The organism is Nonomuraea sp. KM88 (genome assembly GCF_052245635.1).
Taxonomy (GTDB): Bacteria; Actinomycetota; Actinomycetes; order Streptosporangiales; family Streptosporangiaceae; genus Nonomuraea.
Genome location: NZ_JBQQCC010000003.1, coordinates 607324 through 630937 on the forward strand (window position 1 = coordinate 607324; position 23614 = coordinate 630937).

At 70.2% G+C, this 23614-nt stretch carries 22 protein-coding genes; 7 read left to right on the top strand and 15 right to left on the bottom strand.

What is annotated here, in order from left to right:
- Positions 1-41 precede the first annotated feature (41 nt).
- A complete protein-coding gene (locus ACTWPV_RS12405; protein ID WP_443151852.1) occupies positions 42-1499 on the bottom strand; it encodes a serine/threonine-protein kinase in 1458 nt (485 codons plus the stop codon).
- Positions 1489-2997 carry a serine/threonine-protein kinase gene (locus tag ACTWPV_RS12410; protein WP_443151853.1) on the bottom strand — a complete coding sequence of 503 codons (1509 nt, stop codon included), beginning with the start codon at positions 2995-2997 and terminating at the stop codon, positions 1489-1491. The genes ACTWPV_RS12405 and ACTWPV_RS12410 overlap by 11 nt, the downstream gene beginning before the upstream one ends.
- Before the next feature lie 157 nt (positions 2998-3154).
- Here ACTWPV_RS12410 and ACTWPV_RS12415 point away from each other — a divergent pair, with 157 nt between their 5' ends.
- Entirely contained in the window at positions 3155-4879 is a 1725-nt protein-coding gene (locus ACTWPV_RS12415) for a DEDD exonuclease domain-containing protein (protein ID WP_443151854.1), read from the top strand.
- A gap of 17 nt (positions 4880-4896) precedes the next feature.
- Positions 4897-5184, top strand: a complete 288-nt coding sequence (locus tag ACTWPV_RS12420; protein ID WP_132603442.1) for an Lrp/AsnC family transcriptional regulator — start codon at positions 4897-4899, stop codon at positions 5182-5184.
- 405 nt (positions 5185-5589) lie between these two features.
- Here ACTWPV_RS12420 and qcrB read toward each other — a convergent pair whose 3' ends face one another.
- Genes qcrB through ctaE form a run of 4 tightly spaced genes read right to left on the bottom strand, consistent with a single transcriptional unit; the run spans position 5590 to position 9819 of the window.
- Positions 5590-7251: a cytochrome bc1 complex cytochrome b subunit gene (gene qcrB, locus ACTWPV_RS12425; protein ID WP_443151855.1), complete on the bottom strand. Its 1662-nt coding sequence runs from the start codon at positions 7249-7251 to the stop codon at positions 5590-5592.
- A complete protein-coding gene (gene qcrA / locus ACTWPV_RS12430) occupies positions 7248-8360 on the bottom strand; it encodes a cytochrome bc1 complex Rieske iron-sulfur subunit (protein ID WP_347642613.1) in 1113 nt (370 codons plus the stop codon). Before qcrA ends, qcrB begins: the two co-directional genes overlap by 4 nt.
- Positions 8357-9166 carry a cytochrome bc1 complex diheme cytochrome c subunit gene (gene qcrC, locus ACTWPV_RS12435; RefSeq protein ID WP_347642612.1) on the bottom strand — a complete coding sequence of 270 codons (810 nt, stop codon included), beginning with the start codon at positions 9164-9166 and terminating at the stop codon, positions 8357-8359. The genes qcrA and qcrC overlap by 4 nt, the downstream gene beginning before the upstream one ends.
- 14 nt (positions 9167-9180) lie before the next feature.
- A complete protein-coding gene (ctaE, locus tag ACTWPV_RS12440; RefSeq protein WP_347620840.1) occupies positions 9181-9819 on the bottom strand; it encodes an aa3-type cytochrome oxidase subunit III in 639 nt (212 codons plus the stop codon).
- Positions 9820-10024: 205 nt separating this feature from the next.
- Between ctaE and ACTWPV_RS12445 the strand changes: the two genes are divergently transcribed.
- Together ACTWPV_RS12445 and trpD are read left to right on the top strand one after the other, a co-directional pair.
- On the top strand, positions 10025-10450 hold the full coding sequence (locus ACTWPV_RS12445; protein WP_347642611.1) for a hypothetical protein: 426 nt from the start codon (positions 10025-10027) through the stop codon (positions 10448-10450).
- Between the two features lie 6 nt (positions 10451-10456).
- The gene (trpD, locus tag ACTWPV_RS12450; RefSeq protein ID WP_347642610.1) at positions 10457-11503 is read left to right on the top strand and encodes an anthranilate phosphoribosyltransferase; all 1047 of its coding nucleotides are present in this window, start codon (positions 10457-10459) and stop codon (positions 11501-11503) included.
- A gap of 152 nt (positions 11504-11655) precedes the next feature.
- On the opposite strand, the gene ACTWPV_RS12455 is transcribed toward trpD, so the two are convergent.
- The 4 genes from ACTWPV_RS12455 to ctaC form a co-directional block, all read right to left on the bottom strand.
- The gene (locus ACTWPV_RS12455; protein ID WP_443151856.1) at positions 11656-12879 is read right to left on the bottom strand and encodes a L,D-transpeptidase; all 1224 of its coding nucleotides are present in this window, start codon (positions 12877-12879) and stop codon (positions 11656-11658) included.
- Positions 12880-13089: 210 nt separating this feature from the next.
- Positions 13090-13503 carry a cytochrome c oxidase subunit 4 gene (locus ACTWPV_RS12460; protein ID WP_347642608.1) on the bottom strand — a complete coding sequence of 138 codons (414 nt, stop codon included), beginning with the start codon at positions 13501-13503 and terminating at the stop codon, positions 13090-13092.
- Entirely contained in the window at positions 13503-15164 is a 1662-nt protein-coding gene (ctaD, locus tag ACTWPV_RS12465) for an aa3-type cytochrome oxidase subunit I (protein WP_347620835.1), read from the bottom strand. Before ctaD ends, ACTWPV_RS12460 begins: the two co-directional genes overlap by 1 nt.
- Entirely contained in the window at positions 15161-15925 is a 765-nt protein-coding gene (gene ctaC / locus ACTWPV_RS12470) for an aa3-type cytochrome oxidase subunit II (protein ID WP_347642607.1), read from the bottom strand. Before ctaC ends, ctaD begins: the two co-directional genes overlap by 4 nt.
- Before the next feature lie 217 nt (positions 15926-16142).
- On the opposite strand from ctaC, the gene ACTWPV_RS12475 reads away from it, so the two are divergent.
- The gene (locus ACTWPV_RS12475; RefSeq protein ID WP_347642606.1) at positions 16143-17285 is read left to right on the top strand and encodes a cysteine desulfurase family protein; all 1143 of its coding nucleotides are present in this window, start codon (positions 16143-16145) and stop codon (positions 17283-17285) included.
- Positions 17282-17527 (top strand): sulfurtransferase TusA family protein, encoded by a 246-nt coding sequence (locus tag ACTWPV_RS12480; protein ID WP_347642605.1) that lies wholly within the window; start codon positions 17282-17284, stop codon positions 17525-17527. Before ACTWPV_RS12475 ends, ACTWPV_RS12480 begins: the two co-directional genes overlap by 4 nt.
- Positions 17528-17575: 48 nt before the next feature.
- On the opposite strand, the gene ACTWPV_RS12485 is transcribed toward ACTWPV_RS12480, so the two are convergent.
- Both ACTWPV_RS12485 and erpA read right to left on the bottom strand, forming a co-directional pair.
- Positions 17576-18562 carry a carbohydrate kinase family protein gene (locus ACTWPV_RS12485; RefSeq protein WP_443151857.1) on the bottom strand — a complete coding sequence of 329 codons (987 nt, stop codon included), beginning with the start codon at positions 18560-18562 and terminating at the stop codon, positions 17576-17578.
- Positions 18563-18669: 107 nt separating this feature from the next.
- Positions 18670-19023 (bottom strand): iron-sulfur cluster insertion protein ErpA, encoded by a 354-nt coding sequence (gene erpA / locus ACTWPV_RS12490; RefSeq protein WP_043638338.1) that lies wholly within the window; start codon positions 19021-19023, stop codon positions 18670-18672.
- A gap of 163 nt (positions 19024-19186) precedes the next feature.
- On the opposite strand from erpA, the gene nadA reads away from it, so the two are divergent.
- Complete coding sequence (nadA, locus tag ACTWPV_RS12495) at positions 19187-20347, top strand: quinolinate synthase NadA (RefSeq protein WP_443151858.1); 1161 nt, start codon at positions 19187-19189, stop codon at positions 20345-20347.
- A 34-nt stretch (positions 20348-20381) separates the two neighbouring features.
- On the opposite strand, the gene ACTWPV_RS12500 is transcribed toward nadA, so the two are convergent.
- From ACTWPV_RS12500 to pspAB, 3 genes are all read right to left on the bottom strand, one after another.
- Complete coding sequence (locus ACTWPV_RS12500) at positions 20382-20975, bottom strand: SIMPL domain-containing protein (protein WP_347642602.1); 594 nt, start codon at positions 20973-20975, stop codon at positions 20382-20384.
- A gap of 266 nt (positions 20976-21241) precedes the next feature.
- Positions 21242-23002, bottom strand: coding sequence for an alpha/beta fold hydrolase (locus ACTWPV_RS12505; RefSeq protein WP_443151859.1), 1761 nt, complete (start codon positions 23000-23002; stop codon positions 21242-21244).
- A gap of 48 nt (positions 23003-23050) precedes the next feature.
- Positions 23051-23611, bottom strand: coding sequence for a PspA-associated protein PspAB (pspAB, locus tag ACTWPV_RS12510; protein ID WP_347642600.1), 561 nt, complete (start codon positions 23609-23611; stop codon positions 23051-23053).
- Positions 23612-23614: the final 3 nt, after the last annotated feature.

The following is a 23614-nucleotide window of genomic DNA, read 5'->3' on the forward strand; positions in this document are numbered from 1 at the left end:
GTACATGGTAGTCACACCCCTTGCGAGAGGCTTGCAGGCGTTCACTTCGCCAGCGCCGCCGAGACCAGGCGGGCCGCGGCGACGGCCGGCTCCTTGTCAGCGGGGTCGGAGGACGGCACGTCATCACGATGCCAGACCACCTCGCCCAGCAGGTTGCTCGTCCGGAAGAGGATGACGCTGTCGGACGAGCCCTTCTCCTTGCTGTTGAGATGGAACTTGAACTTGTTCTGCATGATCGCCGCCTCCCCGACGCCCTTGACCTCGCTGATCCCGCCGCGCAGCTCGCGCATGTGCCTGCCCTCGGAGGCGGTGCGGGTGGTCCTCTCGCTGTCGAAGCGGCGCTGGGCGACCTGCGGCCCGCCGAGGTCGGCGCCCGGCTTCTCCGCCCAGGCGCGCACGATGAGCCGGCGTCCGGGCGTCGAGCCGTCACGGACCAGCCACTGGCACTCGTCCGGCCTGCTGCGCATGCGTTCGGGCTTGCCCTTCACCAGCCGGCCGGCCTGGGCGTCGGTGATCAGCGTGCACGGGTCGGGAGCCGTGGCGAACCTGCCGGTCTCCGGCCCGCCGACGAGCGCGCCGGCGGCGTACCAGCCGCCCGCGCCCAGGAGCGCGACGGCCGCGACCGCCACGGGCAGCAGCCAGCGCCGGGACCCCGAGCCCGCCCGCCGGCCGTGGGCGCCCGTGGTGGCGCCGGCCAGGCCGCGCAGCACGTGGCGCACCTGGGCAGCCGTGGGCCTGGCCGCCGGATCCTTCGCGAGCATGGCCATCAGCAGGCCGCCGAGCTCCCGCCCGGCCCTGGCGGGGAACGGCGGCTCGTGCAGCAGCACCGCCGCCGCGACCGCCGCGGACAGCTGCCGCTCGAACGGCGCCCTGCCCTCCACGGCCGTGTAGAGGCTGGCGCCGAGCGACCACAGGTCGGAGGCCGGGCCTGAGGGTTGCTCGTTGAGCCGCTCCGGCGCCATGTAGCCGGGCGAGCCCGCGCTGCCGAACCTGTCGGCGTGCCCGCCCATCGGCGCGGCGATGCCGAAGTCGGTCAGCATGGCCGAGCCGTCGGCGTCGAGCAGGATGTTGGCCGGTTTGACGTCCTGGTGCACCATGCCGTGCGCGTGGGCGACCTCCAGCGCGGACAGGACGCGCAGCCCGATCTCGGCCACGTACGCGGCGGGCAGCGGCCCCCGCTCCTTGATCACCTTGTCGAGCGAGCGGCCGGTGACCAGGTCCATGATGATCCACGGCTGGTCGCCCTCCAGGACGACGTCGTGCACGAGCACGATCGCCGGATCGCGCAGGCGTCCCGCCGATCTGGCCTCGTGGATGGCCAGGTCGGCGAAGTCCGCCCGCTGGGGCGGGCTCAGCCCTTCGGGCACGCGTACCTGCTTGACCGCGACCTGCCGGTCGAGCACCTCGTCGATGGCGCGCCACACCGTGCCCGCGCCGCCCTGTCCGAGCCGCTCGAGCAGCCGGTAGCGGCCCGCCAGCAGGTAGAGGTCACCCGGCATTGCGCAACGCCTGTTCGCTCGCCTGCGCCACCCTCAGCGCCGCCTGCCTGACGTCGTCGTCGGTCGGCCTGTTGGCCAGGGTGGAGTATTCGACGCTCACCACGAGGTTGGCCAGCCGGTAGTAGACGTGAGCGGAGTGTACGCGGCCGGTGGGGCCCTTCAGCTCGAAGGCGAAGGCCTCCTCGCCCACGCTGCCGACCGGCCGTACCGGCGTACGCGTGGCCTTCCTGGAGTCCTTCACGCCGATCTCGGGCCACGACCAGGAGACCTCGTCGTATCTGGCCCAGTAGCGCTTCTGATTCTCGAACAGCCTGTGGGCGGAATCATCGGTCATCGACCAGGGATCGACGGTGTCGGAGTCCTTATGCACCTGCAGGCCCACGCCGCTGCCCGAAAGCGGCCAGCCGCACTTGGGCCCCGCCTCGTCGGCGTCGGGGCTCCCCTTCGGCGGGCTCTGCGTACGCAGCACGCTGCCGATCTCCTGGGAGCTGAGCAGGGTGCACACGTCCATGGGCACCGTGAACGCCGACGGCACGCCGTCGTCCTCCCCCCGCAGGAAGAAGAAGGCCGTGGTGCTCGCGGCGACCACGACCACCGCCGCGGCGGCGACGGCGATCCAGCGGGCCGCGCCGCCGGGCCGCTTCGTTCTGGTCGGCGCGGTCACGGTCTGGGTGACCGGCAACTGCGGCGCCGCCCCGCCCGCGGCGACCTGGCGCAGCGCCTCCCCTGCCGTGCGCGCGTCGGGCCGCGCCGCTGGGTGGTGCGCCATCATGGCGGCCAGCAGCGGCCCCAGCGGGCCCGGCGCGATCGGGACCGGCTCCATCAGCGTGGCCCGTACCCGCTGGGCCGCCGAACCGGAGTAGGCGGGCCCGCCCGTCACCGCGACGTAGAGCGTGGCGCCGAGCGACCACAGGTCGCTGGCGGGGCCGCCGGGCCGGCCCTCGAGGCGCTCGGGCGCGATGAACCCGGGAGAGCCGATCATGAGCCCCTGCTCGGTGAGGGTGGCCTGGCCCTCCTGCCTGGCGATGCCGAAGTCGGTGAGCACGACCCTGCCTCTGTCGGTCAGGAACACGTTGCCCGGCTTGACGTCGCGGTGCTGCACCCCCTGGGCGTGCGCCATGCCCAGGGCCTCCAGCACGTCGGCGCCGATCCGCGCGGCGTAGTCGGGAGGCATGGGCCCGAACTCGCGCACGGTCTCGGCGAGGGTGCGCCCGCGCAGCAGCTCCATGACCAGCCACGGCCGCTCGTTCTCGACGACCACGTCGTGCAGCGCCACGATGCCGGGGTGACGCAGCCGCGCGGTGGCCTGTGCCTCGCGCACGGCCCTGGTGATCGAGTCGGACCGTTCCTTGGGCGACATGCCCTCGGGCAGCGTGAGCTCCTTGACCGCGACCTCGCGGTCAAGCATCTCGTCCCTGGCCTGCCACACTTTCCCCATGCCGCCCGCGCCCAGCGGGCGCAGCAGGGAGTAACGGCCGGCAAGTCTTCCCGCGGACATAAAGGGAAGGGTAACTACTTATGGAGGTTCTGCTGAACAAAATGGTGGTAGGCGGCCTGGCCGCCCGGTGACAACAACGCCCCTCCGGTGACCTGTCACGGTGATCGCGGGTGCCGGTCGTGGTTCCTGTCGGTCGGCCTCTCTATGGTCTTGGTTCGTGGACGCGGTTCAAGGCACTCTCGACGAGCTCGGCACCCCGCTGAGTGACGTCACGTTCGTCGTGTTCGACCTCGAGACGACGGGGGGCGCCCCCGCCGAGGACGCCATCACCGAGATCGGCGCGGTCAAGGTGCGGGCGGGCGAGGTGCTCGGCGAGTTCTCCACGCTGGTCGATCCCGGTGGCCCCATACCTCCGTTCATCTCCGTGCTGACCGGCATCACCGACGCCATGGTCATGGCCGCGCCGCGGATCGACGCGGTGTTGCCGAGCTTTCTCGAGTTCATCCGCGGCGCCACGCTGGTGGCCCACAACGCCGGTTTCGACACCCGCTTCGTCAAGGCCGCCTGCGCCTCGCTCGGCTATCCCCCGCCGGTCAACCCGGTCGTCGACACCGTCGACCTGGCGCGGCGCGTGCTGACCCGCGACGAGACGCCCAACGCCAAGCTGGCCACGCTGGCGAGGTTCTTCCGCAGTTCCACCGAGCCGTGCCACCGCGCCCTGCAGGACGCCAGGGCCACCGTCGACGTGCTGCACGGGCTCATCGAGCGGGCCGGGTCGTTCCAGGTCCACACGCTGGAAGAGCTCAAGTCGTTCGTCCGCGCCCCCACCCCTGAGCAGCAGCGCAAGCGCCACCTGGCCGAGTCCGTCCCGCACGCCCCCGGCGTCTACCTGTTCGAGGACGAGCGCGGCGAGGTCCTCTACATCGGCAAGAGCACCAACCTGCGCAACCGCGTGCGCTCCTATTTCACGGCGAGCGAGACCCGCCCGCGCATCCGCGAGATGATCGGCATCGCCGATCGGGTGCGCCACATCGTCTGCTCGACCGCCCTGGAGGCGGAGGTCAGGGAGCTGCGCCTGATCGGCGGCGCCAAGCCCCGCTACAACCGCCGTTCCCGCTTCCCCGAGAAGGTGGTCTGGCTCAAGCTCACCACCGACCTGTTCCCGCGGCTGTCGATCGTGCGCGAGCTCAAGGACGACGGCGCCACCTATCTGGGCCCGTTCGGCAGCTCCCGCCTGGCCGACGACGCCCGCATCGCCCTGCACGAGGCGGTCCCCCTGCGCCAGTGCACGCAGCCGATCACGCTGCGCACCCGGCGGGCGGCCTGCGTGCTGCACGAGATGGGCCGCTGCGGTGCCCCCTGCGAGGGGAAGACCAGCCAGGAGGAATACGCGGTGCACGCCGAGAGCGCCCGCCGCGCGATGACGCTCGACGCGTCGCCGGTCTTCTCCGCCGTGTCGGCCCGCATGGAGCGCCTGTCGGTGGAACAGCGCTACGAGGAGGCCTCCATCGACCGCGACCGGCTGGCCGCGTTCGTCCGTGCGGCCGCCCGCATGCAGCGGCTGAGCGCCATCACTCGCATCCCCCAGTTAGTGGCCGCCAGCCCCGCCTTCGGCGGTGGCTGGGACATCCACGTGATCCGCTACGGCCGGCTGGCGGCGGCGGGCGTCATGCCGAAGGGCGCCCATCCGACCCCTTTCGTCGCTTCGCTGACGGCCGGCGCCGAGTCCGTCATTCCTGGTCCCGGGCCCGTCCACGCCGCCAGCGCCGAGGAGACCGAGTGCATCCTGCGCTGGCTGGAGTCGCCGGGGGTGCGGCTGGTGGAGGTCGACGGCGAGTGGAGCCTGCCCGCCCGGGGGGCGGCCCGGCACAAGGCGCGCATCGATCTGGCGTACCAGTGGCCTGATCGGCCTCGCCCTCGGGAGGGGCGACCTTTGAGGTGAAACGATAGAGTTGTTACATGGTCACGGCTATTGTCCACATCAAGGCAGAGGTAGACCGCATCCCGGAGGTCGCCCAGACGATCGCCGAGATCCAAGGGGTCAGCGAGGTCTACTCCATCACCGGCGAATACGACCTGCTCGCCATGGTCAGGGTCTCCGCGTACGAAGAGATCGCGGAGGTCGTCCCCGGGCGGATCAACAAGGTCTCAGGCGTCCTGCACACCGAGACGCACATCGCCTTCCGCGCCTATTCCAAGCACGACCTCGAAGCGGCTTTCTCCATCGGCTTTCCCGAAGCCGACTGACCCCCGCACCCGAGCACTTCCTGACGCCCACCCCGGCCCTCACCTGAAGCGTTCACCCACCCCGGCGCCTCCACCGCCTCGGAGCGTTCACCACCCCACCCGGCGCGTCCACCCCTCCGAGCGTTCACCGGCCCCCTGACCCCGTGCGCCGCAGCCCGGCCGCCGGTGACATGCTCCCGGGTGTGCCCCCAGGTTCTCCCGCATCGCCTGCTTCTCCTGGGCCCCTGTGATGGTTGCCCCAGGATCCCCACCCGATCCCGGGTCCCGGCCACGGCAGGGCATCGTCCCCACGTCCTGCCGCGGTATCGGCCCGTCCCGGCGCCCCACCTGAACCACCGCACACGGCCGCGGACGCCGACGGGCCCGGACGAGCGGTGCTCGTCCGGGCCCGTACGGTGTGCGGCGTCAGCGCGTGAGGCTGTGGTCGTCGTCGGCTGAACCGACGGCGGCGTGCTCCTCCTCGTGCCCGTGCCCGTCCCCATGCCCGCCGTCCAGCGGGATCTTCTCCCCGCCGTACGCCTTGGACATGCGCGCACGCAGCTTGCCCAGGGGCCCGCGCATGCCCTTCGGCGGGATGCCCGAGCCGTCGGGCGCGACCGGGAGCATGAGCACCGGCTCCTTGCCGCGCATGTGCGCCTCGATGTCGTCGGCCGGGGTCGTGTGGACCTCGATGAACTCACCGTGCGGCAGCCGCTTGATCACGCCGGACTCCACACCGTGCGAGATGATCGCCTGGTCGGAGCGCTGCAGGCCGAGGCACATGCGATAGGTGATCATGTACGTCAGCGCCGGCGCCACGAAGATCAGCACCCGTCCCGCGTAGGTCGTCCAGTTGAGGCTGATGTGGAAGAACGCCGAGATCTCGTCGTTGGCGCCGAGCAGCCAGAGGACACCGTAGAACGCGATGGCCGACATGCCGATCGAGGTGCGGTGCGGGTTGTTGCGCGGCCGGTCGGCGATGTGGTGCTCGCGGTTGTCGCCCGTCACCCAGCGTTCGAGGAACGGATAGAGCGCCAGACCGGTCATGATGATGCCCATCGGCACCAGCGCCGGGATGATGACGCTCAACGGCAGCGTGCCGGCATGGGATGTGCCGAAAAGGTTGATCTCCCAGGCGGGCATGATGCGCAGCGCGCCTTCGAGGAAGCCCATGTAGAAGTCGGGCTGCGAGCCGGCCGACACGTCGGCGGGCGTGTAGGGGCCGAACAGCCAGATCGGGTTGATCTGGGCGAACGTCGCCAGGCCCGTGACCACGGCCAGCGTGAACAGGAAGTACGCCCCGCCCTTGGCCATGAAGGCCGGGTAGAACGGCGCGCCCAAGACGTTCTTGTTGTCGCGCCCCTTGCCGGGCATCTGGGTGTGCTTCTGCACCCACATGAGCACCAGGTGGGCGGAGATCAACGCCAGCAGGATGCCCGGGATGAGCAGGATGTGCAGCGAGTAGAACCGGGCGACGACATCCTCACCCGGATATTCCCCGCCGAACAAGAAGAACGTGATGTACGTGCCGACCAGCGGCAGCGAGATCGCCACGCCCTCGGTGATCCGCAGACCGGCGCCGGAGAGCAGGTCGTCGGGAAGGGAGTAGCCGGTCAGGCCCTCGGCCAGCGCCAGCGTCAGCAGCAGCACGCCGATGATCCAGTTGAGCTCGCGCGGCTTGCGGTAGGCGCCGGTGAAGAACACCCGGAGCATGTGGACCATCATGCCCGCGACGAACATCAGGGCCGCCCAGTGGTGCATCTGCCGGATCAGCAGACCGCCACGGACGTCGAAGCTGATCTCCAGCGACGACGCGTAGGCCTCGGACATCATGACGCCCTTGAGCGGCGCGTACGAGCCGTCGTAGGCGATCTCCATCATGCTGGGCTTGTACCAGAACGTCAGGAACGTACCGGTCAGCAGCAGGATGATGAACGAGTAGAGGGCGATCTCGCCCAGGAGGAACGACCAGTGGTCGGGGAAGATCTTGCGCAGGTTGCGCTTGAGGAAGTTCGCGCCGCCGAGGCGGTCGTCGAGGAACGTCGAGGGCCCGGAGACGGCCTTCGGAACATTCGTGAGCTCGCTCACGTCTGGCCTCCTTCCCTGACCGCGGCCTCGGCGTCACCGCGCTCCCAGTAGCTGGGGCCGACGGGCACCTCGAAGTCGTGCTGGGCGATGAGATAGCCCTCGGCGTCGACGGTGATCGGCAACTGCGGCAGCGGCCGGGCCGCAGGACCGAAGATGACCTTGGCACCGTCAGCGGCGTCGAACGTCGACTGGTGGCAGGGGCACAGGATGTGGTGGGTGTTCTGCTCGTAGAGGGCAGCGGGGCAGCCCACGTGGGTGCAGATCTTGGAATATGCCACGATGCCGTCGTGCGTCCAGTTCTGGCGGGTGCCGCTCTTGATCTCTTCAGGACGGAACTTGATCAGGATCAGCGTCGCCTTGGCGAGGGCGTTGAGGTCGTGCTCGTAGCCCTCGGGGACGACCGACAGGATGCCGCCGGGCGAGTTGAAGTCGGCGGCGCGGATCGGCTGGCCCGTGCCCTCGACGACGAGCCTGAGCGGCTTGCCCTCCTTGGTCTTCTCTCCCCAGACGGTGTGGCGCAGCGTCTCGTTGAACTTGGCGCCGGGCATCTTGCTGTTGTCGAGGTCGCGCAGCAGCACCAGCGGCACCAGGCCGAGCGGCGCGGCCGCGAGCAGCAGCGTGCGGCGCAGCAGCTTGCGCTTGACGAAGCCGCTCTCGTTGGCGCCCTGGACGAACGTCTCGGCCACGACGTCGCGGTCGGGGGCGGCGGAGGCCATCTCGTGGCGCTCCTGGACCAGGGAGTATTTCGGCATGATCTGGCGGACCCAGACCACGATGCCGATCGCCAGCCCCAGGATCGCCACGGTCAGGGTGCTGCCCAGCGCGAAGTTGGACACCCCGGTCGCCTCGGGCCCGCCGACCTGGAAGACCACGTAGGAGACGATGAACCCGATCGCCGCCAGGAACGTGATCATGAAACACAGGGCGACGATCTTCTCGGCCTTGCGGGCCTTGGCTTCGTCCTGCAGCGTGACGCCGGGGACCTCCTGGCCGGCCTCCTGCGGCTTCTCGGTGGCGCCGAGCATCGAGGTGCCCGGCGCGGGGGTGCCGATGACGCGCTTGGGAACGCGTTCGTCCGGCTGCTCGATCTCGTGCTCGTTGTCTGTCATGACTTCTGTCGCTTCTTCGCGGTGATCCAGATGGCGGCCAGTGCGAGGGCGCTGAGACCCACGATCCACGCTACGAGACCCTCGGTGACCGGACCGATCCGCCCGAGGCCGAAGCCTCCCGGGTCTTTCTGCGCGCGCACCTGCGTGATGTAGGCGATCATGCTGCGCTTCTCTTCGGGCGTGATCGTCGTGTCGTTGAAGACCGGCATCGCCTGCGGGCCGGTGACCATCGCCTCGTAGATCTGCGTGGGGGTCGCCTCGTTGAGGTTGGGAGCGTGCTTGCCCTGCGTCAGGGCGCCGCCGGCACCGGCCCAGTTGTGGCACTGGATGCAGTTGGCGCGGAACAGCTCACCGCCCTTGCCCGCGTCGCCCAGTTTCGGGTCGACCTGCTCGGCGCCCGGCACCTGCGGGCCGCCGCCGAGCGACTGCACGTAGGCGGAGATCTGCGTGATCTTCTCCGGGGTGACCCACTCCGGCTGCGGCTTGCGCGGCGCCTGGGGCCCAGGGTTGGCGGCGGGCATGCGGCCCGTGCTCATCTGGAAGTCGACGGCCGCGGCACCGACCCCGATGAGCGTGGGCGCCGTCTCGGTGCCCTCGGCGTTGGTGCCGTGGCAGCTCGCGCAGTGCGCCACGAACAGGCTCTTGCCCTCGGCCACGTCGTCGACCTTGCCCGCCGCCAATGCCGCGTCGGCAGGCTTACCCGCCTGGACGAAAGCGGTGTATGCCATCCCGACCAGCGCCAACGCCAAAATCAGGACGGCGTATCTCGCTAGGGGATGCCGCCGCCAAGCGGTGATCCTAGTCACAGAAGTCCCGTTCCTTAACGAATGATGTAGATGGTCGCGAAAAGACCGATCCAGACGACGTCGACGAAGTGCCAGTAGTAGGACACGACGATCGCGCTGGTGGCCTGCTCATGCGTGAAGCGCTTCGCGGCGTACGTGCGTCCCAGCATGAACAGGAACGCGATCAGGCCACCGGTCACGTGCAGGCCGTGGAAGCCCGTCGTCAGGTAGAACACCGAGGTATAGGCGTTGGCGGACAGGGTCGCGCCGTCTGACGCCAGCTCGCCGTACTCGTACAGCTGCCCCGCGATGAAGACCGCGCCCATGAGGAAGCTGACGATGTACCAGAAGCGGAGCTTGCCGACCTGCCCCTTCTCCGCGGCCCACACACCGAGCTGGCACGTCACACTCGACAGCACCAGGATGATCGTGTTGACCGTCGCGAACGGGATGTTCAGGTCGTGCTCGGGGTTCGGGACCATGAGCGGATTCCACGCCAGGCCCTTCCCCTCGCTCACCGACCGGATGGTGAAGTACATCGCGAACAGCGCCGCGAAGAACATGAGCTCGGAGGACAGCCAGACGATCGTACCGACGCTGACCAGGTTGGGTCTGCGGTACGGCTGGGCTGCCGTCGTCGAAGTTATTGCGGATGCTGTCGCCACGGGCAGCATTATTGCGGCTCCAGTGGTCGGTCCGGCGCACGACCCCCCGTTAGAGGGCACGAACCGCGCACCAACCTGGGATAATTGGGGCAAACCACACCCAAACCGCCCAGCACGCGCGGCACGCGCTCGGGCGGCCTGGGATTGCACACCGCCGCACCGGTACGATCCCAGGTGACCATACTGCTACGACACGATAGTGAGCGCGACAGCGATGTCCACTGGGAGCACCGACGACACGATGAAGGTCCTCGTCTACAGCGACGACGCCGCCACCAGGGCCGAGGTGAGCGCGGCCATCGGCAGGCGCCCGGCCGCCGACGTGCCTTTCGTCGAGCTCGTGGAGTGCGCCACCGAGCCCAAGGTCCACCAGTGGCTGGGCTCCGGCGAGATCGACGTGGCCGTCCTCGACGGCGAGACCCAGCCGGCGGGCGGCATGGGCATCTCCCGCCAGGCGAAGGACGAGGTCTACGACTGCCCGCCCATCTGCCTGATCATCGCCAGGCGCGACGACCGCTGGCTGGCCGACTGGTCCAAGGCCGACGCCGTCGTGTCGCAGCCCCTGGAGCCGATGGTGCTGGCCGACACGGTCGCCGATCTCATGCGCCGCCGCTCCTCCACCCGACTCAACGCTAAGTAGGTGCCCATGGACTCCCGCACGACCTGGCCCACCCTGCTTTCCGCTCTCCTGTCAGGCGAGCACCTCACCTCTGACGAGACGGCCTGGGCGATGCGGGAGATCATGTCCGGCACCGCGACGTCCGCCCAGATCGCCGGCTTCGCGATCGCGCTGCGCGCCAAGGGCGAGACGGTGGCCGAAGTGGTCGGCCTGGCCCGCACCATGCTGGAGCTGGCCACGCCGCTGAGCGTCGAGGGCCCCGTGGTCGACGTCGTCGGCACGGGCGGCGACCGTGCCCACACCGTCAACGTCTCGACGATGGCCGCCATCGTGGCCGCCGCCGCGGGCGCCAGGGTCGTCAAGCACGGCAACCGCGCCGCCTCGTCCTCGTGCGGCGCCGCCGACGTCCTGGAGCACCTGGGCATCCGGCTCGACCTGACGCCCGAGCAGACGGCGCTGGTCGCGCGCGAGGCGGGCATCGCGTTCTGCTTCGCCCCGGTCTACCACCCCGCGCTTCGCTTCGCCGGGCCCACCCGTAAGGAGATCGGCGTTCCCACGGTCTTCAACTTCCTGGGGCCCCTCACCAACCCGGCCCGCCCCGCCGCCCAGGCCATCGGCGTCTTCGACGCCGCGATGCTGCCCGTGCTGGCGGGCGTCTTCGCCGAGCGCGGGGTCTCCGCCCTGGTGTTCCGCGGCGACGACGGCCTCGACGAGCTGACCATCGCCGGCACCTCCACGGTCTGGGTGGTGAAGGACGGCACCGCGACGCAGACCGGCTTCGACCCGTCGGTGCTCGGCATCCCGCGCGCCGACGTGGGCGCGCTGCGCGGCGGCGACGTGGCGTTCAACGCCCAGGCCGTGCACGACCTGGTGCGCGGCAAGACCGGCCCGGTGCGCGACGCCGTCCTGCTCAACGCGGCCGCGGCCCTGGTGGCCCTCGACGGGCCCGGCGACAACCTCGACTCGGCGATGATCGACGGCTACGCCCGCGCGGTGCAGGCGGTCGACTCGGGTGCGGCCGCGGCCACCCTCGACCGCTGGGTCGAGGTCAGCGGCGCCTGCGGCCCCGCCTGACGTCCTGGTCGCCGGTCCTCCGGGATCGCGCTGCCCGGGCGGCACGTTGTGTGGCGCGCCGAGGCCCGCGGCCGGGCGGGAGGCGGGTCTGGCGGCAGGAACCGCCGGACCGGTGGCGTGACCCGGTCCGGCGGTCGTCGTACGGTGGCCGGCTACGGCAGGGTGACGGTGGGACCCGACTTGATCGAGCTCCACTTGAGCCACTGTTTCCAGCTCTCCTGCCAGTGCCCCCACCCGTTCGTGGGCTCCAGCTGCCGCGGCGAGCCCGTGATGATGATCGGGTCGCCGATCAGCGTGTTCTTGATGAACCACGCGGCGTTCGCCGGGCTGACGTTGACGCATCCGTGGCTGACGTTCGCGTGGCCCTGCGACCCGACCGACCAGGGTGCGCTGTGCACGTACTCGCCGCTGTTGGAGATGCGGACCGTGTTGTAGACCGTCAGCCGGTAGTAGCCCGGGGAGCCGGGCCCGATCCCCGGAGAGGTCATGATCGTCACTGGTTCGCGCGACATGGCCAGGTGGATGCCGGAGGTGGTGTAGTACTTCCACTGCCCGCCCTGGCCGGCGCTCATCGGCATCGTCCGGATCTTCTTGCCGTTGCGCCTGACCGTGAGCACGTGGTTGTTGGTGCTGCCCTTGGTGATCTGCTCGCGGCCGATCTTGAAGTTGAGCCGGACGTCGCGCTTGCCGTACATGCCGGGCCCGCCGCGCACTCCTGCCAGCTTGGCTTCCACCCGCACCTTCGTGTGCGCGGGCCAGTACTTCCGCGGCCGGAAGTCCACGTGGGTGTCGTCGAACCAGTGCCAGGCGCCCTCGACCGGTTTGGACGTGCGGACGATGAGGTTGCGCTCGACGGACACGCGGTCGGCGACCGGCTGGTCGAACTCGATCATGATGGGCATGCCGACGCCGACCGTCAGCCCGGTGTAGTCCTTGTTCGGGGTGATCGTCTTGATGTCGAACGTCTTGTTGCTCTTGACCGTCTTGAACGTGCTCTTCGCCTGGGTCTGCTTGCCCGCGGCGTCCACCGAGAGCGCGGTGACCGTGTAGGTCACGCCCGGCCTCGCCGTGACGGTGCTGCGCCACCGCGTACGGTCGCCGCTCAGGACACCGTCCAGCGAGCCGGACTTGTCGCCCTCCACGCGCACGCTCCTGAGCGTTCCCCCTTGGGCCGACACCACGACGGGCTGGTCCGTGGGCACGTCGGCGGCCTTGTCGGCCGGAGAGAACGTCACAGAGGGCGCTCGCACCCCCGCGCCCGCCATCGCGACTCCGTCGGGCTCGCCCGCCGTGCCGCCCGCCGTGCCGGCTTCCGAGCACGCGGTGAGCAGCGCCAAGGCCAGCAGGCCGGCCGATCCATACGCTACGCGCCCCACGAGTGACTCCCTTGTCCCGCTCCATTGCCTTACCTGATGAGAAATCCGCTCGCTTGGCGCCCCATACCTGGTTAGGGCCATAGAGGCAGTCCACGCAGCAGATTTCTCATTAGTACCCTGAGTGATCGAATGACCACATCCGGACACCGGAAAAGAACACCAAAAAGCGGGCATCCTCCCTCATGGGAGCACGCCCGCCTCAGGTGTGGCTCAGTGCGAGAAGTTACCCCGGTAGTACTGGAACACGAACCCGATCATGGCCATGATGACCAGGAACACGCCGATCAGGAACATCCAGAAACCGATCACGAACCCGGCGAAGGCGAAGGCCGCCGCCAGGCAGAGGAAGAGCGGCCACCAGCTGCTCGGGCTGAAGAAGCCGATCTCCCCCGCGCCGTCGCTGATCTCGGCCTGCTTGCTGTCCTCCGGCTGGGCGCCGATGCGCCGCGCGGTGAACATCAGGTAGTAGCCGACCATGAACGCGAACCCGACCGAGATGGCCATGGCCGTGGTGCCGACCGGCTCGCCTCTGCCCATCGCCGCCTTGGTCCAGAACCAGTAGGCGATGTCGACGGCGGCGAAGAACAGGCCGCACAGCAGGAACAGCCAACCCTGGACCTTCATCAGGCCTCGACCTCCTGGGCGGACTTGGCGGACACGTGCGGATAGTGCAGGTCGAACGCGGGACGCTCGGACCTGATGCGCGGCAGCGACGTGAAGTTGTGCCGCGGCGGCGGGCATGAGGTCGCCCATTCGAGCGAGCCGCAGTAGCCCCAGGGGTCGTCGACGGTGACCTTGGGCGCGCTGCGCCAGGTCTTCCAGACGTTGTAGAAGAACGGCAACGTCGAGGCGCCCAGGATGAACGCGCCCACCGACGAGATCATGTTGAGGTCGGTGAAGCCGTCGGCCGCGCTGTAGTCGGCGTAGCGGCGCGGGAAGCCCACCACGCCCAGCCAGTGCTGGATGAGGAACGTGGTGTGGAAGCCGATGAACAGCAGCCAGAACTGCAGCTTGCCGAGCTTGTCGTCGAGCATCTTGCCGGTGAACTTGGGCCACCAGAAGTAGAACCCGGCGAACATGGCGAACACCACGGTGCCGAACACCACGTAGTGGAAGTGCGCGACGACGAAGTAGGTGTCGCTGATGTGGAAGTCGAGCGGCGGCGAGGCCAGGATGACACCGGTCAGGCCGCCCAGGAGGAACGTCACCAGGAAGCCGACCGAGAACAACATCGGCGACTCGAACGTGAGATGCCCTCGCCACATCGTGCCGACCCAGTTGAAGAACTTCACACCCGTCGGCACCGCGATGAGGAACGTCATGAACGAGAAGAACGGCAGCAACACCTGCCCGGTCGGGAACATGTGGTGCGCCCAGACCGTGATGGACAGACCGGCGATGGAGATCGTCGCGGCCACGAGGCTGATGTAACCGAAGATCGGCTTGCGGCTGAAGACCGGCAGGATCTCCGTCACGATGCCGAAGAACGGCAGGGCGATGATGTATACCTCGGGATGTCCGAAGAACCAGAACAGGTGTTGCCAGAGCAGCGCTCCGCCGAACTCCGAGTCGAAGATGTGGGTGCCCAGCTTGCGGTCGGCCTCCAGCGCCAGCAGCGCGGCGGCCAGCACCGGGAACGCCATCAGCACGAGCATGCTGGTCAGCAGCACGTTCCAGGTGAAGATCGGCATGCGGAACATGGTCATGCCGGGAGCCCGCATGCAGATGATCGTGGTGATGAAGTTGACCGAGCCGAGAATGGTGCCCAGACCCGACAGGGCCAGGCCCATGATCCACAGGTCGCCGCCGACGCCGGGCGAGTTGATCGCGTTGGACAGCGGCGTGTAGGCGAACCAGCCGAACGACGCCGCGCCCCCCGGGGTGAAGAAGCCCGAGACCGCGATGATGCTGCCGAACAGGTAGAGCCAGTAGCTCACCATGTTGAGGCGCGGGAACGCCACGTCGGGTGCGCCGATCTGCAGGGGCATCAGCTCGTTGGCGAAACCGGCGAACAGCGGCGTCGCGAACATGAGCAGCATGATCGTGCCGTGCATGGTGAACAGCTGGTTGAACTGCTCGTTGCTGGTGAACTGCAGGCCCGGCTGCGCCAGCTCGGCCCGCATGACCAGCGCCATGACGCCGCCGATGAGGAAGAACGCGAACGACGAGATCAGGTAGAGGTGCCCGATGATCTTGTGATCGGTGGAGGACAGCCACTTGGCGATGATCTGGCCCTTGGTGACGGGCCTGATCGGCGTCCTGAGTGGTTCTTGGATGGCGGTCACTGGGCACTCCCAGCCTGTTGGGTCGCGATGTACTGGTCGAACTCAGCCTGCGGAACGAGCTTCACCGAGAAGAGCATCCGGCTGTGGTCGACGCCGCACAGCTCAGCGCAGCGGCCGGCGAACACGCCTGTCCGGTCGAGCGTCGTGATCTCGAACTTGCGACCCGGGTTGTCCTCCGGGATGCCGGGGAGGATGTCCCGCTTGAACAGGAACTCCGGCACCCAGAACGAGTGGATGACGTCGTCGCTCTGCAGATCGAACTCGATCTTGGTCTTCGTCGGCAGGACCAGCTGGGGGCCCTTGTTGTAGTCGCTCACCGGAACGCCGGAGACCGGCGGCAGCTGCTTGCCGTCGACGGTGGTGGTGAAGCGCCAGCTCCACTGGTATGCCTCGACCTTGACCTTCACCGGCGCGTTCCCGGAGATCTGCTCCAGTCGCTCGCTGTCGCGGGCGGTGAAGAAGAAGAACACCGACACCATGACGAGCGGGATCAAGGTGTAGAGCATCTCGATCGGCAGGTTGTAGCGGACCTGCGGCGGGAGCTCGGCCTTCGCCTTGCGCTTGCGGTGGAAGATGGCCGCCCACACGATCAGGACAATGACGACGGCACCCGTGGCGAGCGCGGCGATCCAGGCCCCGTTCCACAGGCTTTGGACCACATTGCCCTCTTCGGTGATGTGGCCGGGAAGAAGGCCGCGAGACCAGTCGGCCTCGGGGACGTCATTAGCACACGCCGTAGCAGTGGCCAGCAGCAACGCCAAAGCGGCGGCGCGTGGCACCCTGCGCCGGGCCAACGAACGCCGCGTCGTACGGCGAGTCGGACTCACGGATCGCCTACCCCACAGATGTAGCCCAAGAGTCTTTCCCCTGGGCGCGTATTGCTGTTTCTGATTCATGCACAGACTGACAAGCAGACACATTAGCGTGCAGGGGCCTTGCCCCACCGCGCGACCCCTCCATGGCGCCGGAAGTGGGACGATGAGTCTCGTGGCGTATTTCGACGCGGCCTCGAGTGAGCCGCTCCACCCCCAGGCACGCGAGGCGCTGCTGGCGGCGATCGACGTCGGCTGGGCCGACCCCGCGAGACTCTACGGCCAGGCCCGCCGCGCGCACCTGCTGCTCGAACAGGCCCGCACGGAAGTGGCCGAAGCGCTCGGCGCGCGCCCCGACGAGGTGTCGTTCACCTCCTCGGGCACGCAGGCCGTGCATCTCGGCGTGCTCGGCACCCTACACGGCAGGCGCAGGGTCGGGCGTCATCTGGTCACCACGGCCGTCGAGCACTCCAGCGTGCTGCACGCCGGCGGCGTGCACGAGCGCGACGGCGGCACGGTCGAGACCGTCGGCGTCGGCCTGACCGGCCGGGTCGACCTCGACCGCTTCACCGAGGCGGTGGCCCGTCCCGGCACGGCGCTGGCCTGCCTGCAGACGGCCAACCACGAGGTCGGCACCCTGCAGCCGGTGGCGGAGGCGGCCGCGGCGTGCCGCGCCAACGGGGTGCCGCTGCTGGTCGACGCGGCGCAGACGGCCGGCCGGATGCCGGTCCCGCCCGGCTGGTCGGTGCTGGCGGCCAGCGCCCACAAGTGGGGCGGCCCCGCCGGCGTGGGCGTGCTGGCGGTGCGCAAGGGCACGCGGTTCCGCTCGTTCCTGCCGGAGGACGAGCGGGAGCGTCGGCGGGTGCCGGGCTTCGAGAACGTCCCCGGCATCGTGGCCGCGGCGGCCGCGCTGCGCGCGATGGCCGCGGAGGCGTCGCAGGAGCAGGCGCGGCTGGCCGAGCTCGTCGGCAGGATCAGGGAGACGGTCCCGAAGATCGTCCCGGACGTGGAGGTGATCGGCGACCCCGACGAGCGGGCGCCGCACATCGTGACCTTCTCGTGCCTGTACGTCGACGGCGAGGCGCTGCTGACCGAGCTGGACAAGGCCGGGTTCGCCGTGTCGTCAGGAAGCTCGTGCACCGCTAGTACGCTTCGTCCATCGCACGTTCTGGAAGCGATGGGCGTGCTGACGCATGGGAATGTCCGGGTGTCGCTGCCCAGGGGCGCTTCCGCGGCCGAGGTCGACCGGTTCCTCGCCGTGCTGCCCGAGCTGGTGCGCCGCATCCGGCAGGACGCAGGAGTCGCATGACCGAGGTTACCCAGCCGGCTTTGACGATCGACGCGCTCGGGAAGAAGTGCCCGATCCCGATCATCATGCTGGCCGCGCAGATCAACCACGTACCGCTGAACGGGGTGGTGGCGGTGCTGGCCGACGACCCGGCCGCCTACACCGACGTGCCGGCGTGGTGCAGGCTGAAGTCGCACCGCCACGTCGGGTCGTACGAGCTGCCGGAGGGCGGCTGGGCGATCCACGTCAGGCGCAACTACTGACCATCCGCGCCGGGCCGTCCCGCCGGGCGGCGGGACGGCCCGCGCCGCTCAGGGGTGGTAGCAGCGGATGTGCTCGGCGACCTCCGCGGCTGCCTCGGCGCCGTAGGCGGCGCCGAACCGCTCGAGGAAGACCTGCTGGCCGAGCTCATATTCCTGGCCGCCGACGCGCTCCAGCACGTGGGTGGCGGTGAGGTTGCCGATCTGCCCGCAGCGCTCCAGCGGCAGGCCCCAGGCCAGGCCCGCGAGGAAACCGGCGCGGAAGGCGTCGCCGACGCCGGTGGGGTCGGCCTTGCCCCGCTCGGGGGCGGGAGCGACCATGATCGACGGCTCGCCCTTGCGGTCGATGACGGCGCCCTTGGGGCCGAGCGTGGTGATCCGGACGCCGACCCGGTCGAGGATCTCCGCGTCGGACCAGCCGGTCTTCTGCTCGATGAGCCCCTTCTCGTAGTCGTTGGAGAACAGGTAGGAGGCGCCGTCGACGAGGGCGCGGATCTGCTCGTCCTCCATGCGGGCGAGCTGCTGGGAGATGTCGGCGGCGAAGCCGATGCCGCGCTGGCGGCACTCCTCGGTGTGGCGCAGCATCGCGTCGGGGTCGTTGGGGCTGATGAGCACCAGATCGAGGCCACCGGTGCGGGCGGCGACGGGCTGCAGCTCGATCAGCCGGGCCTCGGCCATGGCCCCCGTGTAGAAGGAGGCGATCTGGTTGTGGTGCTCGTCGGTCGTGCACAGGAAGCGGGCGGTGTGCCGGGTCTCCGAGACGTGCACGGATCCGCAGTCGACGCCGTGGCGCTCCAGCCACGAACGATAGTCGGCGAAGTCGTTGCCGACGGCACCCACCAGGATGGGGGTCAGGCCCAGACATCCCATGCCGAACGCGATGTTCGCGGCGCATCCACCGCGACGGATCTGTAGGTCATCGACCAGGAACGAAAGCGACACCCGGTCGAGTTGCTCGGCGATCAGCTGATCGCCGAAGCTTCCGGGGAAGGTCATCAGATGGTCTGTCGCGATGGAGCCGGTTACGGCGATGCGCACGGGGTTCTTCTTCCTCGTTGTCAGCAGGCCAGTGGGCCCAACGAGGATACGCGAAGGTCCCGCGCGCACAAAGGCGCGCGGGACCCGGCGACCAGTCGCCCGTCGCTCTAGTTGAACGAGTCGCCGCAGGCGCAGGAGCCCGTGGCGTTGGGGTTGTCGATGGTGAAGCCCTGCTTCTCGATGGTGTCGACGAAGTCGATCGAGGCGCCCATCAGGTAGGGGGCGCTCATCCGGTCGGTGACCACACTGACGCCGCCGAAGTCGGACACCACGTCGCCGTCCATCGACCGGTCGTCGAAGAAGAGCTGGTAGCGCAGGCCGGAACAGCCGCCCGGCTGCACGGCGACCCGCAGCTGCAGGCCCTCCTCGCCCTGCTGCTCGAGCAAGCTCTTGACCTTGGCCGCGGCCGCGTCGGTCAGGATCAGGCCCTGTGCCGTGGTCTCGCTGCTCTCAACCGTCATCTGCTGACTCCCTAACCCGGCTGTCTGTTTTCGACGTCCTACTGATGACGCTACCAACACCTCGGGGATGCCACACATTCCCGGGCCCACCTCCCCCTGATTGCCCGCTTTCGTCCGTGTGTCATGATGAGTATCGTCAATTCGACGATAAGGGGGTACGGCCATGGCCACCCAGACTGGACTGCCGCTCTTCGTCCTCGGCAGTGGCGCCGATCCGCACAGCGAGAAGGGGGTCGAGTGTCCCGGCGAGCTACCGCCCGCCTCCGACCCCGGCCTCGTGGAACGCGCCCGCAAGGCGAAGGAGGCCCTCGGCGACCGCCTCTTCGTGCTCGGCCACCACTACCAGCGCGACGAGGTCATCCAGTTCGCCGACGTGACGGGCGACTCCTTCAAGCTGGCCCAGCAGGCCGCGGCCCGGCCCGAGGCGGAGTACATCGTCTTCTGCGGCGTGCACTTCATGGCCGAGTCCGCCGACATCCTGACCGGCGACGCCCAGAAGGTGATCCTGCCGGACCTCGCGGCCGGCTGCTCGATGGCCGACATGGCCACGTTCGACCAGGTCGAGGAGTGCTGGGACGCCTTGGAGGACGCCGGGCTGGCCGGCCAGGTGATCCCGGTCACCTACATGAACTCCAGCGCCGACATCAAGGCCTTCTGCGGCAGGAACGGGGGCGCGGTCTGCACCTCCTCCAATGCCCGCCGCGCCCTCGACTGGGCCTTCGAGCAGGGCGGCAAGGTGCTGTTCCTGCCCGACCAGCACCTCGGCCGCAACACGGCCGTCCTGGAGATGGGCATGTCGCTGGACGACTGCGTGGTGTGGAACCCGCACCGCCCGGGCGGCGGGCTGACGCGGGAGCAGCTTGAGCGCGCGCGGATGATCCTGTGGCGGGGCCACTGCTCAGTGCACGGCCGTTTCACCGCCGAGTCGGTGGACGACGTACGCGCGCGCATCCCGGGCGTCAACGTGCTCGTGCACCCGGAGTGCCGCCACGAGGTGGTGCTCAAGGCCGACCACGTGGGCTCGACCGAGCACATCATCAGGACGCTCGAGGCGGCGCCGGCGGGCTCCAGCTGGGCGATCGGCACCGAGCTCAACCTGGTCAAGCGCCTGGCCCAGACGTTCCCCGACAAGAACGTCTCGTTCCTGGACCGCACGGTCTGCTACTGCTCGACCATGAACCGGATCGACCTGCCCCACCTGGTGTGGGCCCTGGAGTCGCTGGTGCTCGCCGAGGACGGTGCGGTCGTCAACCAGATCACGGTGGACGACGACACCGCCCACTGGGCCAGGGTCGCCCTCGACCGCATGCTGGCCCTCCCGTGACGCGCCGCCCGAGGCCCAGGACCGGGCCTCGGGCCTACGCGAAGTCGTAGCCGACCCGGACCCTCACCGAGAGGGTCTGGCGGCCGGGACTGATCGAGGCGCCGCTCTCCGCGGCGGCCATCGTGAGCGGCTGCGGGCCGCTCGCGACCTCCTCGCTCACCGACACCACGCGGCCCAGCGGGCGGCCGGACAGCTCGGCGTACTGGGCCGCCTTGGCGGCCGCGTCGCGGAACGCCAGGGCCCGGGCCTCCCGCAGCGCGCCGGCCGGGTCCGACACCTCGAACACCACGCCGTTGAGCCGGGCCTCCTCGCCCACCCCCGCCACGGTGTCGATGACGCCGTCGGCCCCGGCCAGGTCGCGGACGACGACCTCCACGCCCCGCGCCCCGCGGTAGGCGGCCACCTTCGGATAGGACTCGTACTCGGGCCCGAGGGAGAGCTCGGCCGTGCGGACGTCCTCAGGGGCGATCCCCGCCCCGCTGAGCGCCTCGGCCAGCCGGGCGGCTGCGGCCCTGACGGCGGTGAAGGCGTCTGCGGCCGACGCCCTGCGCACCTCGACGCCGGCGTGCAGCCGCAGGATGTCGGGCACGGCCAGGACGGCGCCCTCGCCGACGACGGTGATGTCCATACGGTGTCCTTCCCGCCCGGCGGTCGTGTCCCTCACTGCGTATCAGATCCCCCGCCCGCTTACGAGGCGTTCCCGCTGAAGCGGAAGCCCGTGCGGTCGAACTCCGCCCTCTCCGGCGCCGTCGCCGGGGCCCGGCTGACACGGCCGGGCAGGTCGATCACCACGGCCTCGTACCCGGGGCCCCTGGTGCGCCGGACCGCCAGGTGCTCGCCGCCCCGCGGGCCGATGAGCCGCCTGCCGGCGGGACGGGACGGTGACCGCGCCGGTCACCCGTTCACGGGACCACCTCGGCGTAGGTCCGAGACGGCGTCCACGATCGCCTCCGGGGCTTCGAGCGGCACCTGGCGGCCGATGGCCGGCAGGCGTACGAGCTCGGCCTCCAGGTCCCGCGCGAGCCGCTGCTGGCAGGCGTCCCGCTCGCCCGTGCTGATCACGGTGACCGCCACGCCGGGGACCGGTTTCTCCTCCCTGAGCCGGTGCAGGTCGGCCGCCATGTCGCGGCGGGCCAGCCACTCCCCCACGACGGCGGCCGGCACCTTGCCCATGCTGTAGACGCCCGCCGGGTCGGAGCAGCCCGCGAACAGCCGGTGCGCCGGAGGGCCGATCATGCGGGCCAGCGCGGTCGCCCCCCACGTGCCGCCCAGGGCGGGCAGCCACCGGCCCGCGGACCTGGCCAGCGCGAGCGGCCGCCGCTCCCTGGCGCAGGCCGGGGCCACGAGGACGAGCCCCGCCACGCAGAGCGGGTGCAGCCTCGCGAACGCCTCCGCGTGCCAGCAGGCCACGCCGTGGGCGACGACCGTCACCTGCTCGGGGTGGGCGGGGGCCAGCGCGGCCAGCCTGGCGACCTCGGCGTACAGGGTGGGCGGGGCCGGCGAACGGGGACTGAGGCCGAGCCCTGGGCGGTCGAAGCGGATGACGCGGTGACGCCTTCCGAGCTGCGCGGCCACCGCGTCCCAGTGGAACCAGGCGCCCGCGGCGCCCGCCGTGATGAGCACCGCGGGCCCGGTCCCCTGCTCGACCACGTGGGGCGGCCCGTATCCGTCCACCGCTCCGAAGTCCGGCCTCATGCCCGGCGCCCTTCCCGGCCCGCGCGTGCCCGGCGGCCCGCCCGCCACCGCGCCGAGGGCGACGCCGGGGCCCGCGTTCAGCGCCATGCCGGGGCCCGCGCCCAGCACCTCGCCAAGGTCCGCGTCCGGCGGCACACCCGCCGCGGCCTCCCCCGCCGCGCCCGGCACACCGCGCCCCGCGGCGTCCCCCGCGGCGCCCGGCCCGATGCCCGGTGCGGCACCTGCCGCGACGCCGGGGGCAGCGTCTGAGGCAGCGCCTGCCGCGACGCCGGGGACGGTGCCCGACGCGGGCGGCGCGGGTCGTGCTTCGCGGGCCCGCGAGACGGGCGCGGGCCCCAGGCTGGGGACCGGCGTCTGGTGGTCGTCCGACACGAGCAGGTGCAGGGCCGCGTACACGAGCCAGATCGCGAACATCGTCAGCTGGGCCCGGTGCGCGATCCCCACCCCCTGCCCCGCCGCGAGCGCGCCCACCGTGAGCAGCGTGGCGGCCACGCTGAGCCAGGTGAGCAGCCACGACACCCACGACCGCCACCGCGCGCCGAGCAGCACCATCGCCGCCAGCCCGCAGATCGTGGACAGCGCCCCCGCCAGCGTGTGCGCCCGGTGCGGCCAGGACGGCTCCCGCAGCCCGCAGGCCGGGTCGCTCAGCGCCGCGCAGTCGAGGGGGAACACTCCTGAGGCGAAGGTGAACAGCCCGAACGCGGCCACCGCCAGCCAGCCCCGCCACTCGCGCGCCGTCCTCGGCAGGAGCAGCACGCCGGACACGCACGCCAGTCCGGCAAGCCCGTCGCTGACCCGGAACAGGCGCGTCCACGGCTGGTCGCGGGCGGCCAGCTCGCTGACGTACCCGTGGGCCCTGTCGACCGCCGGTGTGGTGAACTGGCCGGTGATCCACGCGCTGCCCAGCACCGCCGCCACGATGAGCGCGGATGCCGCAAGCACGACCAGTCTTCGCTCCACGTGACCATTAGACCACTGTGGGTGGTTATCGCCGGAAAGGCCCCCTGGTCAGAGGCCGGGCGCACCCCAGACGGGGAACCACCGGCTGAGGTCCTTCTCCAGCGGCAGCTCACCCTCCAGCGCGCCTCTGGCCTGCAGTTCGAGCGCGTTGTCGCGCCGCTGCCCGGAGAGCGGCGCGAACGGGTAGAACGTGCCCCGTTTGTACAGGTAGACGACCGCCAGCCGGCGCCCGTCGTCCGGGGCGGCGAACGACACCAGCGAGCACAGCAGCGAGGGCCCGAACCCGGCCGACTCCAGCGACGAGTTGACCGCGTGCAGCTCGGTGACCAGGTCGCTGAGCGCGTCGGGCGCGCGGCGCACCAGCAGCCAGGTGTAGCCGTAGCCGTCGTCGGACTCCTCGACGCGCTCGCCGAGCAGCGCCTTGACGTCGCGTTCGAGCGTGGCGAACGCGCCTCCCTCAGCGGCCCTGAACGCCACCGAGCCGAGGCCCGTGGGCGTGAGCCCGGTCGCGGCCTGCAGCGTCACGGCCGCGGACGGCAGCGCGAACAGCGCGTCGAGGTTGGGCTTGACCGGCTTCGACCGGCCGAGCAGCGCATCGAGCCAGCCCATGCG